The sequence below is a fragment of the Brevundimonas variabilis genome (assembly GCF_014199945.1).
Taxonomy (GTDB): Bacteria; Pseudomonadota; Alphaproteobacteria; order Caulobacterales; family Caulobacteraceae; genus Brevundimonas; species Brevundimonas variabilis.
The window spans coordinates 23,076-36,951 of sequence record NZ_JACHOR010000005.1 but is presented as its reverse complement, the minus strand read 5'-3'; the positions used below and the strand labels follow the sequence as shown (position 1 = coordinate 36,951).

Genomic DNA, 13,876 nt, shown 5'->3' with positions numbered 1-13,876 from the left:
CCCTTTTTGTTTGCCGGACGCCCGCGCGGGCACCCGAGCCTGTCACTAGAAGCGATATTTCAGACCGAGGACCACGGACCACAGGCTGGCCTGCTGGTCGACCGTAGGCGTGGCCAGGGTCGTGGGACTGACGGTCGTGTAGCTGTAGCGATAGGCGGCGCAGACCGGGCTGGCATTGCCGGCGGCCACTCCGGACGCCGTAGCGCACTGGGCATTGACCACCGCACCGCCCGAGCGGCTGTTGGAGAACTCCTTCACCACGCCCCAGTCTTCATTGATCAGATTGCCGATGTTGGCGACATCGACCGTGAACAGCAGGCTGTTGCCGCGGATCGGCGAGGGGATTTCCTGCGAGTACTGGAAATCGAACCGGTCGACGTCGGGATTGCGGCCAAAGCCGCGGGGAACGATCCGGCCCTGCGGCAGGTCGAACTGGGCCACGAGCGCCTTCAGACGATCAACGGAGACCTGACTGTCGAAGAAGACCGTGACGCCGTTCGAGTCGACGAAGCGCAGAGGATTGGCCGCGTCCGGGCTGGACAGGTTGGGGATGTAGGCCAGGGCGTCATCGCGGCTGACACCGAAGGTCGGGTTCCGGTTGCCGGCGGGATCGGTCATCAGGAAGCTGATCGGACGACCCGTGCGCCGCTCGCCGAACAGGGTGAAGCGCGATACCCAGCCCGGGAAGACCTCGGCCTTGTAGCTGATGTTCAGCTTGGCCGCCCGCTCGATCAGATTGTTGGCGTCGCCGCGCGCCGGGGCGTTCGGATCGACGTCGAAGCTCTGGTCCGCATAGTAGTTGCCGGACGTGCCATTGCCGCCCGCCGTGGTGCCGAACTCGGAGATACCGCCGTACTGGCTGGCGTCCTGCAGGGCATAGGAAACGAAGGCGTTCAGCCCGCCCCACTCGCGACCGGCCGAGAAGGCGATCGTCCGGCTCCAGGCCTTCTGGTCGGGGTTATAGGCCTGGATGTCGCCGAACAGGCCGAGGTTGGCCAGGTCGGGATTGGTCGAGACCGGAAGGCCCTGCGCCGCGCGGTTGGCGTTCACCGCTTCGGGCGTCGCTCCCGCGATCTGCAGACCGTCATAGCGCAGGCGGCCGTCCGGGGTGACCTGGCGGATGCCGTTGACCGTCAGCGGCCGGGCGCGAATGTCGCGGAAGCCGACATTGGTCTCGGACCGGGTAATGACCGCGTCGATGCCGAGATCGAACCCGGCAACCGTCGTCTTGAACGACAGATTGGTCTTCCAGTCCGACGGGATCTCGAACCCGGGGGCCAGGGAGTTGGTGAAGGCGTTCCGGCGCGTCGCGCTGTCATTGGCCAGGATGGCGAGTGCCGTGGCCGAGGCGGTGTTGATGAAGCTGGCGTTGGTGCGGTCCAGGTTCAGCAGGGCCGCCCCCTGGGTCGCCGAGATCACCGTCGAGGACGAGGCGTCGAAGAAGCTGCCATCGGCCTGGCGGCGGATGGCGAAGCTGTTGGTCAGGGCCCCGGTGGTCGCACCGTAGCTGTTGCCGAGGAACACGTCCGGCACCCCACCCGACACCAGGCCGAACCCGCCCGACAGCTCGAAGGTCTCGGCATTGTAGCGGGCCGAGACGCGCGGCATCAGGATGTCGATGCCGTCATAGGTGGTCTGGTTGTTGAAGCCGTAGCGGTTGACGAAATTGGCGTTCAGCGTCGGCTTCACGTCCGAGGCATAGGTGTCCCAGCGCAGGCCGTAGTTCAAAGTCAGGGCCTCGTTGACGTCCCAGGTGTCCTGGACCAGCAGGGTATGGATCGCATAGTCCAGCTCGGCCGCCGCATCGGTGGCGACGCCCGAGAAGGCATTGCCGAAGGACAGCTGATTGGCCCGGCCGGCCGCGAAATCCGCCACCGAGTCGAAATAGTAGACGCCCGCCGCCTGCTGGACGAACAGGTTGAAGATGTCGACGTTGCGGTACTGGTAGCCGGCCTTGATCGAATGGCCCTCGAAGCCGCTGAAGGTACCGATGAAGGAGCCAGCGGTCTCCTCGGTGCGCAGGACATTGGCCTGGCGGAACTGGTCGGGACCGAAGTTCAGCGCCGGCGTACCGCCGGTGCAGGAGAAGGTCGCGCCCACCGAGGTGGCATCGGTACAGATCGAGATGTTGGCAAAGCCCTGGCCCTGCGGCGGCAGCTGGTCGCGGGCGTATTCGCGGAACGAGACCCGCGCCTCGGTCGAGAAGGACGGGGTCCAGCGGGAGTTCAGCTGGACCGAGTAGTTATCCTCGACCTCGGGCTGGGTGTACCAGTTGGAGTTCAGACTGATGTTGGTAGTCGAGGGGCCGCGGCGCGACACCTGGCTCTCGGCATGGCGATAGGTGGCGGACAGCCGCTGGCCGTCCATGATGTTCCAGTCCAGCTTCAGCGAATATTTCTCGTCGATGATCGGCTGGGACAGATCCACGGTACCGGGCGTCAGACGGGCCGACGCGGCATAGCCGGCCCAGTTGGCCAGCACGCGATCGATGTCGGCCTGGCTGGCCCCCGCGCCGGTCGAGATGCCGGGGATGCGGTTGAAGGTGTTGGCAAAGCCGGCGCCGAGCGGGCCGGTGCCCGTGGTGTCGAAGCTCTCGTATTTCTCGTAGGACGCGGCGAAGAAGATCCGGTCGCGCCAGATCGGACCGGAGATGAAGCCGCCGTAGTTGTCCTCGTCGATGGTGTTGATGACCTCGCGCGTGCCGGTCAGCGGGGCCTGCAGGATGTCGTTGTTGGTGAAGCCGACGTTGGGCACGGTGTCGCCGGCAAGGTCGGTCGTGCGGTAGTTGTAGAAGACCGAGCCGCGGAAATCGTTGGAGCCCGAGCGCAGGATCAGGTTCAGGGCACCGCCCGTGAAGTCACCGTCCTCGACATCGAAGGGCACGGCCTGGACCGACAGCTGTTCCAGCGCCTCCAGCGACACCGGACCCCGGTTGGTCGAGAGGCCACCGGTGTTGAGGCCAAAGCTGTCCTGCGACCGGACGCCGTCGATCGTGATCCGGTTCGAGCGCGGGGCCGAGCCCGCGATGTACAGGCCGCCCGACGGACCGGTGCCGCGGTTGACGAAATCGAGGCTGGCGAGGGGGTCGCGGCGGCCGATGTCGCGGATGTCGCGACGCACGGACACGACGGCATCGATATCCTCGCGCTGCAGGGTCGTGCGCGAGCCGACATTGGCCAGCTGGCTGTTCAGGGCCCCGCGCGTGGCCGTCACGATGATGTCCTCGACCTGGTCACCGCTGGCGAGGGTCAGGGTCAGGCGCTGGGCGTCGCCGACGTCCAGGAAGATGTCCTCGACCGTCCGCGTGCCATAGCCGGGGGCGGAGGCCGTGATGCGGAACGGGCCACCGACGCGAAGGCCGCGGGCATCGAACCCGCCCGCCTCGTTGGCCACGATCGTCTGGTCCGTGCCGGTCGGGACGTGCGTCACCACGACGGTGGCACCCGGGATTGCAGCACCGGTCTCGCTGACGATCGTGCCGCGGACGGTCGCCGTGGTCTGCTGGGCCTGCGCTGGCACAGCGGCAGCCAGCATCAGAACGGCAAGGGCCGAGCCCCCGCAGAGCGTTTTCGAGAATGTCATGATGGCCCCCCTGGCCGAAACGCCAGACTCCACGGTGGAGGGCGATCAGGGGAGACGTAATCCGCAAGCTAGACAGTTCGGACGCAGAACGGTGACGCTTTGATATCGTGACGACGCCGTGGCCAAAACGAAACAGGCCGCCCCGTGGGGCGGCCTGTCCGTATCAAGCGAAGAGGGAAATCCTATTCCGGACGCGCGCGCTTCTTGCGGAACGACGGGTTCAGGATCTGCTTGCGCAGACGGATCGATTTCGGCGTGACCTCGACCAGTTCGTCGTCGCCGATATAGGCGATGGCCTGTTCCAGGCTCATGACGCGGGGCGGGGTCAGGCGGACGGCCTCGTCCTTGCCGGAGGCGCGGACGTTGGTCAGCTGCTTGCCCTTGATCGGGTTGACGTCGAGGTCGTCCCAGCGCGCGTTCTCGCCGATGATCATGCCTTCATAGGTCTTCTCGCCGGCACCGACGAACATGATGCCGCGATCCTCGAGGTTCCACAGGGCAAAGGCCGCGGTCTCGCCGTCGGAGTTCGAGATCAGCACGCCCTTCAGACGACCGGCGATCTCGCCCTTGTAGCCTTCGTAGTGGCTGAACACCCGGTTCAGGACGCCCGAGCCACGCGTGTCGGTCAGGAACTCGCCCTGGTAGCCGATCAGCGAACGCGACGGGCATTTCAGCTGGATGCGGGTCTTGCCGGCGCCCGACGGACCCATGTCGGTCATTTCGGCCTTCCGGGCCGAAAGTTTCTCGATCACGATGCCGCTGAACTCGTCGTCGACGTCGATCATGACGTCCTCGATGGGCTCCAGCTTCTCGCCGTTCGGGCCTTCCTGGAAGACCACGCGCGGACGCGAGATCGAGACCTCGAAGCCTTCGCGGCGCATGTTCTCGATCAGCACGCCCAGCTGAAGTTCGCCGCGGCCGGCCACTTCATAGGCGTCGCCGCCCTCGGTGGTGGTGACGCGGATGGCGACGTTGGCCTCGGCTTCCTTGAGCAGGCGGTCACGGATGACGCGCGACTGGACCTTGTCGCCTTCGCGACCGGCCAGCGGGCTGTCGTTGACCGAGACGGTCATGGAGATGGTCGGCGGATCGATCGGCTGGGCCGGCAGGGCCTCGGTGACTTCCATGGCGCACAGGGTGTCGGCCACGGTTGCCTTGGACATGCCCGCGATGGCGACGATGTCACCGGCTTCCGAACCCTCGTCCAGCGCCGTACGTTTCAGGCCGCGGAAGGCCAGGACCTTGGTGATCCGGCCACGCTCGATTTCCTTGCCGTCGCGATCCAGGGCGTGGATGGCCATGCCGGGAACGGCCTTGCCGCTCTCGATCCGGCCAGTCAGCAGGCGGCCGAGGAAGGGATCGCTCTCGATCAGCACGTTCAGGATCTGGAACGGCTTGTCCTTGTTGGCCTGCACCTTGGGCGGCGGGACGTGGCTGACGATCAGGTCGAACAGGGGGGCCAGATTGTCGTTGGGCTGGTTCAGATCCATCGTCGCCCAGCCGTTGCGGCCCGAAGCGTAGATGTGCGGGAAGTCCAGCTGCTCGTCCGTCGCGCCGATGGCGGCGAACAGGTCGAAGGTCTCGTTGTGCACCCGGTCGGGATCGGCGTGGGCGCGGTCGACCTTGTTGATGCAGAGGATCGGACGCAGGCCCATCTTCAGGGCCTTGGTCAGCACGAATTTCGTCTGGGGCATCACGCCCTCTTCGGCATCCACCAGGATGACGCAGCCGTCCACCATGCCCAGGATGCGCTCGACCTCGCCACCGAAGTCGGCGTGGCCGGGGGTGTCGATGATGTTGATCCGGGTCTCGCCCGCTGCACCATTCCACAGCACGCTGGTGCATTTGGCCAGAATGGTGATGCCGCGCTCTTTCTCCTGATCATTGGAGTCCATCGCCCGCTCGGTCTGGGCTTCGTTGGCTCGGAAGACGCCGGACTGAGCCAGAAGCTGGTCCACCAGGGTGGTCTTGCCATGGTCGACGTGGGCGATGATGGCGACGTTGCGTAGGTTCATGGTCGTTCAATGCGAAAAAGGCGGCCGGGAAAGACACGGGGCCGCTCAGAGGATGTGCGTCATGCGGGGAGCGCGCGCCTCATACAGGGGCTTGCGGCAAAAGGCCAGTGGGGGCCGAATTCACCCTTTCCACGAGTCCGCTCATCCCGGCGAAAGCCGGGACCCAGACCTTTGAGGACTCGGTTATCGAGTTGAGACCTGACCCCCATCCAGTCCGCCCTGCCACGCGAAAGGACTGAGTCCCGGCTTTTGCCGGGATGAGCGGTCGGAATTTATCGATCAGAAATCGATCGCGAGGCCCTTCAGCTCCCAGTCGCCATAGCGCGTGGGCTCGGGGCCGGCGGGACCACCGTGTTCCGTGACGCCGGCGGCCAGATCGGCCTCGGCCGAGCGGCGGGCCGCAGCCTCGATCAGGGCCTGACGGGCCGCGTCGCTGATGGGACGTTCCGGCGTCGCATGCGGGATGTCGGCATTGAAGACGGGGGCCTCGGGCAACGATTCGGGCAGGGTTTCGTCGGTCATCCGCCAGAGATAGGCCGGGCCGGGCTCAGCGCCAACCGACACACCGCCGCATTCCCGCCCTTGCATCGCGCGGCATCACGCCGTTTAAGCGCGGCCATCGCCTCCCCGCGTTCTCCAGAAGGCTGCCGCCATGTCCAAAGCGTCCGACAAGCCCGTCAAGAAAGTCGTCCTCGCCTATTCCGGCGGGCTTGACACCTCGATCATCCTGAAATGGCTCCAGACCGAGTATAATGCCGAGGTCGTGACCTTCACCGCCGACTTGGGCCAGGGCGAGGAACTGGCTCCGGCGCGCGAGAAGGCCCTGAAGATGGGCATCAAGCCCGAGAACATCTTCATCGACGACCTGCGCGAGGAATTCGTCCGCGACTTCGTCTTCCCGATGTTCCGCGCCAATGCCCTTTACGAAGGCCAGTATCTGCTGGGCACCTCGATCGCCCGGCCGCTGATCGCCAAGCGCCAGATCGAGATCGCTCGGATGGTCGGCGCCGACGCCGTCTGTCACGGGGCCACCGGCAAGGGGAATGACCAGGTCCGGTTCGAGCTCGGCTACTATGCCCTCGAGCCCGACATCCGCGTGATCGCCCCCTGGCGCGAGTGGGAGTACCGCAGCCGCGAGGCCCTGCTGGCCTTTGCCGAGCAGAACCAGATCCCGATCGCCAAGGACAAGCGGGGCGAGGCCCCCTTCAGCGTCGACGCCAACCTTCTGCACTCCTCGTCCGAAGGCAAGGTGCTGGAAGACCCGGCGGTCGAGGCGCCCGAGTTCGTCCACCAGCGGACCATCGCCCCCGAGGATGCGCCGGACACGCCGCACGTCTTCACCATGAGCTTCGAGCGGGGCGATGCCGTCGCGATTGACGGCGTGGCCATGTCGCCGGCGACGATCCTGACGAAACTCAACGAACTGGGCCACGACAATGGCGTGGGCCGTCTGGACCTGGTCGAGAACCGCTACGTCGGCATGAAGTCGCGCGGGGTCTACGAGACACCGGGCGGGACCATCCTGCTGGCCGCCCACCGGGGCATCGAATCCATCACGCTCGACCGCGGGGCCATGCATCTGAAGGATGAACTGGCCGTCAAATATGCCCAGATGATCTACAACGGCTTCTGGTTTGCCCCCGAGCGTGAGATGCTTCAGGCCGCCATCGACTACAGCCAGCAGAAGGTCTCGGGAACGGTCCGCATCAAGCTGTACAAGGGCAATGTCAGCGTGATCGGCCGTGAAAGCGCCAACAGCCTGTACGATCAGGACCTCGTGACCTTCGAGGAAGGGGTCCAGGCCTATGACCACAATGATGCGGCGGGCTTCATCAAGCTGAACGCCCTGCGTCTGCGGGTGCTGGCCAAGCGGGATCGCCGCCCCGGCTGATCCGGGGCGTGCGGCTCTAGGCAAGGGCTGCAGGATCGGCCAGATTGGCGGTTCAATCCCGCTTTGAAAGCCGATCCGATGATCCTCCGTCTTGCCCTGACCGCTACCGCAATGCTCGCCCTGTCGGGACCAGTGCTCGCGCAGCAGGCGACCCCGGCCGCACCCGCCGCCGCGGCTCCCGCCCCTGTGACAGAGGCCGATATCCAGGCCGCCGGCGAGGCCTTCGGGGCCAAGATGGAAGCCATGGGCCAGGAGCTCGGCACCGCCGTCGCAGCCGCCAATGGTGACGCGGCCCGGGCTCGCACCAATACCGATCCGATCGTGGCAAAGTATCAGCCGGACGCCGATGCCTTTTCCGCCATGCTGACCGGGTTCTTCGCAGCCATGCCCGAGGGTCCGCAGAAGGCCCAGATGACGGCCATGGCCCCGATCATCGAGGCCGAGATCAAGGGCGCACCCGGAAAGGCGCGGGACCAGGCCCTGGCCGCCATCCCCGCGCCCTGAGGCGCGCTCCGCCCCTCTCCTTACCGCGATTTCACTTGAGATTGCGTCGGGCACGGCGTTCCCTTCGACATCAAATGAAGGGAACGCCGTCATGATCCGTGCCATCAGCCTCGCTGCAGCCCTCGCCCTCTTGCCGCTGTCCTCCGCACTCGCGGCTGCGGACCCCGACCCCCAGGCCGAGGCGGCAGAAGCCCGCCTCGAGGCTTTGGCGTCTGCGTTCGAAGCACGCATGGAGGCCTTTGGCGCACGGGCCGAGGCCATCGCCGCCGACCGGACCCTGACCGAAACCCAGAAAGAGACTGCGACCGCCGCGCTCTGGGCGCGCGATTTTCAGCCCGAGGTCGCCCGATTCACGGCCCAGATCGCACAGCAGGCCGGAGCGATCGCCCAGGCCGCCCTCGCCGACATCGATGTGGACGCCCTTGTGGCCCAGGCCCTGAAGGACGCCGAGCCCGAGCTGAAGCAGGCGATCGCCAGCGCCGGCGGCATCGCCCGCAACAGCGCGTGGGTGCAGGATGATCCCGAACAGCGCGTCACCTATGAGCTGATCGCCGACTACGCCCTGGCCGAAGCCTCGGAGGCGATCGCCGAGGCCTATGACGAGGACGTGCCGCCTCCGGCGCCTGCTGCCCCGCAGGCACCCGAGCCGCCGGTCGCGCCCGTACCCCCGTCCGCGCCGCGCGCCTGATCCACGCCTCCGGGCAGCGAGCTTGACGGTTGCCCCGCGCCGGTCGAAAGGCGCGGGATGACTGCTGCTCTCCCGCCCCTGCCGGTCGATCCCCGCCTGTTTGCCGGCTTCCTGAGCATCATGATGGTCATGGCCATCACGCCGGGCCCCGCAAACATCTTTGCCGTGGCGACCGGTGTGTCGAAGGGCCGTGCCGCAGCCATGGCCGGTATCGTCGGCATGAATGCGGCGACCCTGGTCTGGTTCGGGGCCGCGGCCCTCGGTCTTGGGGCGCTGGTGCTGGCCTTCCCCGCTGCCGTCCAGGCCATTGCCATCGCCGGAGCGCTGTATCTGGCCTGGCTGGGATTCCAGTCCCTTCGCGGGGCCTTTTCGACGGCCCAGGAGCCGGAGACCGCGCGCGTTTCGAGCCGACGCAATGCCTTGGTCGACGGCTTCCTCGTACAGATCGCCAATCCCAAGGCCGTGCTGTTCTTCACGGTCGTGCTTCCGCCATTCCTCGACGTCAACCGCCCGATCGTCCCGCAACTGCTGATGTTCGCGGCCGCGACCATCGGCATGGATATGATGTCGATGACCGCCTATGGCCTCGGGGGGGCCGCACTGACGCGGCAGATGGCCAGGCCCCGCTTCCGACGGGGCTTTCGCATCGGTGTCGGCCTTCTGCTGCTTGTGGCCGCTCTCCTCATCGTGATGCGACTTTAGCGAGGGGCGACGAACCCGGAACGTTCATGTACCGTTCAGGGCGAAGGGTGCCTATATATCAGTCTCCAGGAGCCGTGTGATGAACCCCCAGTCCTTCAAGACCCGTGCTGCCCGCCCTCTGCTGATCGCAGTCGCGGCGGCCATGACCCTTGCCGCCTGCGCGACGGCAACCCCCTATCAGCCCGCCGGATTCAATGGCCAGCGCGGTGGCTATGCCGAGCAACGGCTGGAAAGCGACCGCTACCGCGTGACCTTTGCCGGCAACTCCGTGACCTCGCGCGAACAGGTCGAGATGGGCCTGCTGCTGCGGTCGGCCGAACTGACCACCGAAAGCGGGTTTGACTGGTTCTCGACCGTCCAGCGCCAGACCGACCGCGATGTCCGGTACCAGGCGATCCCGGATCCGACGTTCGACCGTTACAGCCCCTTCTGGGGCCCGTCATGGCGTTATTACCACCGCGGCGCGTGGAGCCCCTGGGGTTATGGCTTCGGTCGTTACGGCGGCGGTTTCGGGCGCGACTATGACGTGCGCGAGGTCGACCGGTTCGAAGCCTCGGCCGAGATCGTCATGGGTCGCGGGCCCAAGCCCGGCAATGACGTCAATGCCTTCGACGCCCGCGAGGTGATCCAGAACGTCGCCCCGCGCCTCACGCGGCCGATGTAGGCGCCGCGGATCGAAAGAATGAGGGGCTGGTCCTTGTGACCAGCCCCTTTTTTCATGTGCGGACGTTCCGGATCAGGCCTTCGCAACAAAGGCCTTGGAAACCGGCGCGGCGCACGCTAAGTCATTGATCGTCTCCCACCCATACGCATCTCCCTGGGCCCTTCCGGCTCGCGACGACGCGTCCGGGGCGCAAGGGTGGCCCGGGGCCAGCGATCACAGCGCGGGACTCAGGGCGGGGGACAGACGGTTTTTCCGAGCATTTCGACACCGGGGATTGGCTTCGGGCGAACGGAACGACGAACCGGCCAGACGGCACTGCCCACGCGGTCCTCTCGCCCCCCAGCACGGTAGCCTCCGATGAGAGATTTCAAGGGCATGAAGCGTCAACGTGGACGCAACAGGAAGCCCGGCGGCAATGGCGGCAACGCCAACAGCGCCAACCCCAACCGCTCCTGGGACTCGCAGGGTCCCGAGAACATCAAGGTTCGTGGGAATGCCCAGACCGTCTACGAGCGGTACCAGCAACTGGCCCGCGATGCCGGCGCCTCCGGCGACCGGGTCCTGGCCGAAAACTATCTGCAACACGCCGAACACTATTTCAGGGTCCTGAGGGCGCTGCAGCCCCAGCGTCCGGTGTCCGAGATCGCCGCGCGCGAACTGTCGAACCAGGGCTACGACATCGATTTCGAGGACGAGACCGGGGCTCAGGCTGCGGCCTTTCTGGCAGCCCAGCAGGCTGCCGATCGTGCCGCCCAGGGGAGCGAGCCCCGCGAGGGCGACGCTGGCCAGAGCCGCGACAATCCCGGCCGCGACCAGAACCAGAACCGTAACGACGGGTCCCCCGGCCAGCCCCGCGAGTGGCGGGACCGCGACGGCAATCAGGATCGCGACCGCAACCAGAACCGGGACCGCGACCGCGACCGCGAAAGGCAAAACCGGGATGGCCAGAACCGCGACGGACAGAACCGGGACGCCCCCTATCGCGAGACCCAGAACCGGGACAGCCAGCCTGTCGCCGAGGGCGAGGTGCAGGCCGACGGCGAAGGCGGTCGTCGCGAAACCCGTCGTGAACGCTGGGAGCGCCGCCGCGAGGAACGCAATCGTCGCTTCGAGGCTGAAGGTGGTCAGGGCGAAGCTCCGGCCCATGCCGATGACGGTATCGAGCCGCCTGTCGCCGAGGCTGCGGTCGAGGTCCCGTCCGTAGCGGAAGACGTCGCTCCGCCGCGCGCCCGCCGCACCCGTTCGGCGCCACGCGATACCGGACGTGACGAGGCCGACAGCGAAGCCCCGGTCGGCCTGCCCGGCTTTCTGACCCGGTCCAGCGTGTCTTCGACCCCGGTCGAGCCCACGATCCCGCAAGCGATTGCCGACGGCGAGGAGCCGCCTGCACCCAAGCGTCGCGCGCCGCGTCGCAAGGCCGAGGCTCCCGTCGACGAGGGCTGATCGCAGGTCGGCCCTTGACCTGACGCATCCGGCTGTCTTGGAGTGGCACCATGTGCCGCTTCCTGTCCCTTTCGGCCGTGATGGCCGCCGTCGTCGTGTCCGCCTGCGCCACCCCGCCTCCGCCGCCGCCTCCACCGCCCGCGGACGGCGTTGCCCTCAGGGACTGGCGCGGCTTCGTCACCCCCGGGGACCGCGACCGCTATCAGCGGCGCGCCGCGGCCTGGCGGCTGGCGCTCGAACAGGCCCGGCGTCAACCCGGCTCCGGTGACCTAGGGTCTGTCGGTAACCTGATCGATCCCGACGCGGCGATCGCGCCCGTGGCACCCCCGGCCGGGGACTATCGTTGCCGAACGGTCAAGCTCGGCTCGCAGGGCGGCGACGAAGGCCTCGGCTATGTCGTCTATGGCTGGTTCGCCTGCCGGATCGAGACCACGGCCAGTGGCCTGAAATTCGTCAAGCGGACCGGATCCCAGCGGCCCGCGGGCCTGCTGTTTCCCGAGACCGCGGACCACATGATCCTGCTCGGCTCCATGGCCCTGGCCTCGGAGGCGGCGGCCAATACCTATGGCCAGCGACCGGACCGGGACATGATCGCGGTGCTGGAGCGCATCGGGGAGGCTCGGTGGCGGCTGGTGATTCCCTGGCCGCAGAACGAATCCAACCTCGATCTGATCGAACTCGTCCCGACATCCTGACGATTAATGAAGCACTTTACATATCAAAGTGAATGGTTCATATGTCGGCCAGCCCTTCTGGAGGAGACCCCATGTTCCGCGCCATCCTGACCACCACCGCAGTCGCCGCCGTCCTTGGCCTCACGCCCGTCGCGGCGATGGCTCAGGAGTCCCATGGCACCTCGGCCGCCGCCCATGGCCACCATCATGCCGCCTTCGAATCCGAGCGGCTGCATGTCCGCGTCGATGGCGAGGGACCGCGCGACATCGTCCTGATTCCCGGGCTGAGCTCGTCGCCGGAGGTCTGGGACTCCACCGTCGCCCACCTGGGCACCGGATGGCGGGTGCACCGGATCCATGTGCAGGGCTTTGCCGGTGCGCCGGCCAAGGCCAATGCCGAAGGTGATGTCGCAGCCCCCGTCGCCGAGGAGATCGCCCGCTACATTCGCGAAGCCGGCCTCAGCAAACCCGTCGTCGTCGGGCATTCGATGGGTGGCACCATGGGCATGATGCTGGCGGCCCGGCACCCCGACCTGGTCGGCAAGCTGATGGTCGTGGACATGGTCCCCTTCATGGGCGCGATGTTCGGGGCCCCGGGCGTTACGGCCGAACAGGTCCGGCCGATCGCCGACCAGATCCATGCGGGCATGAGCGCCGGCCCTGACGAGGCCTATCAGGCCCAGGCCGCTGCGGCAGTCACCGGCATGATCAACACCGAGAGCCTGCGCGCCGGCCCACTGGAGGATGCCCGGACCAGCGACCGCCGCGTCTCGGCCAATGCCTATCGCGAGCTGATCGTCACCGACCTGCGGGCCGAACTGCCGAAGATCACGGCTCCGACCGAGGTGGTCTATGTGAAGTTCAACGACCCCCGGATGACTCCGGAGATCACCGACATGATCTACCAGTCGGCCTTTGCCACCCTGCCCGGCGCGACGCTGAAGCGGATCGATGACGCCGCCCATTTCGTCATGTTCGACCAGCCGGGGGCCTTCTTTGCCGAACTGGACGCCTTCATCGCGCGATGAGCCACCCGGCGGCCGACCGGATCGTCGACCTGTACCGCGAAGGGGCGGAGGACTGGATCGCGGCCCGGTCGACCCTGGGTCAGGGTGACCTGAACGACGCCGGCTGGCTGGAGCGGTTCGCCGCGGCCCTGCCGGCCGGCGGTTCCGTGCTGGACGTCGGTTGCGGCCATGGCCATCCGATCGCCGCAAGCCTTCTGGCCCGCGGCTTTCGCGTCACCGGGCTGGATACCTCGGAAAGGCTGATCGCTCATGCCCGCCGGACCCTGCCGAACGGGGAATGGATCATCGGCGACATGCGGACGCTGGAGATCGACCGTCACTTTGACGGGATCATCGCCTGGTGCAGCCTGTTTCATCTCACCCTGCCGGACCAGCGCCTGACCCTGCCCCGACTGCTGCGCTGCGGAGCGCCCGGTGCGGTCGTGCTCTTCAACGCCGGTGGCGCCGAGGGCGAGGCGATCGGGCGCTGGCGGGGCGAGGCCCTGTATCATGCCAGCCTGTCCCCCGGTGACTATTGCGGCCTGCTGGACGACGCAGGCTACGTCATCGTCGCCCCCGATCCCGACACCCGGGTGGCGGCGAACACCGGCGTCTGGCTGGCCCGGCGCGCCTTTGTTTCGGCCGAATGACCCTTCACGATCCTGTGAAGGACGCGGGGGCGTTTCGATTGGGCGCGCGTCGGTCT

At 67.0% G+C, this 13,876-nt stretch carries 12 protein-coding genes; 9 read left to right on the top strand and 3 right to left on the bottom strand.

The window, feature by feature from the left end; translation table 11 throughout:
- Positions 1-45: 45 nt before the first annotated feature.
- From GGR13_RS13785 to GGR13_RS13775, 3 genes are all read right to left on the bottom strand, one after another.
- Positions 46-3,582 (bottom strand): TonB-dependent receptor, encoded by a 3,537-nt coding sequence (locus GGR13_RS13785; protein WP_183214175.1) that lies wholly within the window; start codon positions 3,580-3,582, stop codon positions 46-48.
- A 182-nt stretch (positions 3,583-3,764) separates the two neighbouring features.
- Positions 3,765-5,597 carry a translational GTPase TypA gene (typA, locus tag GGR13_RS13780; RefSeq protein WP_183214174.1) on the bottom strand — a complete coding sequence of 611 codons (1,833 nt, stop codon included), beginning with the start codon at positions 5,595-5,597 and terminating at the stop codon, positions 3,765-3,767.
- A 279-nt stretch (positions 5,598-5,876) separates the two neighbouring features.
- A complete protein-coding gene (locus tag GGR13_RS13775; RefSeq protein WP_183214173.1) occupies positions 5,877-6,119 on the bottom strand; it encodes a DUF1674 domain-containing protein in 243 nt (80 codons plus the stop codon).
- Between the two features lie 130 nt (positions 6,120-6,249).
- Between GGR13_RS13775 and GGR13_RS13770 the strand changes: the two genes are divergently transcribed.
- The 9 genes from GGR13_RS13770 (at position 6,250) to GGR13_RS13730 (ending at position 13,820) form a co-directional block, all read left to right on the top strand.
- Positions 6,250-7,488 (top strand): argininosuccinate synthase, encoded by a 1,239-nt coding sequence (locus GGR13_RS13770; protein WP_183214172.1) that lies wholly within the window; start codon positions 6,250-6,252, stop codon positions 7,486-7,488.
- Between the two features lie 78 nt (positions 7,489-7,566).
- Positions 7,567-7,992 carry a hypothetical protein gene (locus GGR13_RS13765; RefSeq protein ID WP_183214171.1) on the top strand — a complete coding sequence of 142 codons (426 nt, stop codon included), beginning with the start codon at positions 7,567-7,569 and terminating at the stop codon, positions 7,990-7,992.
- Positions 7,993-8,083: 91 nt separating this feature from the next.
- Positions 8,084-8,680: a hypothetical protein gene (locus GGR13_RS13760; protein WP_183214170.1), complete on the top strand. Its 597-nt coding sequence runs from the start codon at positions 8,084-8,086 to the stop codon at positions 8,678-8,680.
- Between the two features lie 57 nt (positions 8,681-8,737).
- Positions 8,738-9,382: a LysE family translocator gene (locus GGR13_RS13755; RefSeq protein WP_183214169.1), complete on the top strand. Its 645-nt coding sequence runs from the start codon at positions 8,738-8,740 to the stop codon at positions 9,380-9,382.
- Between the two features lie 79 nt (positions 9,383-9,461).
- Positions 9,462-10,046 carry a CC0125/CC1285 family lipoprotein gene (locus tag GGR13_RS13750; protein WP_183214168.1) on the top strand — a complete coding sequence of 195 codons (585 nt, stop codon included), beginning with the start codon at positions 9,462-9,464 and terminating at the stop codon, positions 10,044-10,046.
- A 357-nt stretch (positions 10,047-10,403) separates the two neighbouring features.
- A complete protein-coding gene (locus GGR13_RS13745; protein ID WP_183214167.1) occupies positions 10,404-11,489 on the top strand; it encodes a DUF4167 domain-containing protein in 1,086 nt (361 codons plus the stop codon).
- A 50-nt stretch (positions 11,490-11,539) separates the two neighbouring features.
- Entirely contained in the window at positions 11,540-12,184 is a 645-nt protein-coding gene (locus GGR13_RS13740; RefSeq protein WP_183214166.1) for a DUF4893 domain-containing protein, read from the top strand.
- Between the two features lie 71 nt (positions 12,185-12,255).
- On the top strand, positions 12,256-13,191 hold the full coding sequence (locus tag GGR13_RS13735) for an alpha/beta fold hydrolase (protein ID WP_183214165.1): 936 nt from the start codon (positions 12,256-12,258) through the stop codon (positions 13,189-13,191).
- Positions 13,188-13,820 carry a class I SAM-dependent methyltransferase gene (locus GGR13_RS13730; RefSeq protein ID WP_183214164.1) on the top strand — a complete coding sequence of 211 codons (633 nt, stop codon included), beginning with the start codon at positions 13,188-13,190 and terminating at the stop codon, positions 13,818-13,820. Before GGR13_RS13735 ends, GGR13_RS13730 begins: the two co-directional genes overlap by 4 nt.
- Positions 13,821-13,876 lie beyond the last annotated feature (56 nt).

Coding starts and splice junctions, on each gene's coding strand:
- GGR13_RS13775 (WP_183214173.1), bottom strand. CDS start 6,119: ATGACCGACGAAACCCTGCCCGAATCGTTGCCCGAGGCCCCCGTCTTC.
- GGR13_RS13760 (WP_183214170.1), top strand. CDS start 8,084: ATGATCCGTGCCATCAGCCTCGCTGCAGCCCTCGCCCTCTTGCCGCTG.
- typA (WP_183214174.1), bottom strand. CDS start 5,597: ATGAACCTACGCAACGTCGCCATCATCGCCCACGTCGACCATGGCAAG.
- GGR13_RS13730 (WP_183214164.1), top strand. CDS start 13,188: ATGAGCCACCCGGCGGCCGACCGGATCGTCGACCTGTACCGCGAAGGG.
- GGR13_RS13750 (WP_183214168.1), top strand. CDS start 9,462: ATGAACCCCCAGTCCTTCAAGACCCGTGCTGCCCGCCCTCTGCTGATC.
- GGR13_RS13735 (WP_183214165.1), top strand. CDS start 12,256: ATGTTCCGCGCCATCCTGACCACCACCGCAGTCGCCGCCGTCCTTGGC.
- GGR13_RS13785 (WP_183214175.1), bottom strand. CDS start 3,582: ATGACATTCTCGAAAACGCTCTGCGGGGGCTCGGCCCTTGCCGTTCTG.
- GGR13_RS13745 (WP_183214167.1), top strand. CDS start 10,404: ATGAGAGATTTCAAGGGCATGAAGCGTCAACGTGGACGCAACAGGAAG.
- GGR13_RS13770 (WP_183214172.1), top strand. CDS start 6,250: ATGTCCAAAGCGTCCGACAAGCCCGTCAAGAAAGTCGTCCTCGCCTAT.
- GGR13_RS13755 (WP_183214169.1), top strand. CDS start 8,738: ATGACTGCTGCTCTCCCGCCCCTGCCGGTCGATCCCCGCCTGTTTGCC.
- GGR13_RS13765 (WP_183214171.1), top strand. CDS start 7,567: ATGATCCTCCGTCTTGCCCTGACCGCTACCGCAATGCTCGCCCTGTCG.
- GGR13_RS13740 (WP_183214166.1), top strand. CDS start 11,540: ATGTGCCGCTTCCTGTCCCTTTCGGCCGTGATGGCCGCCGTCGTCGTG.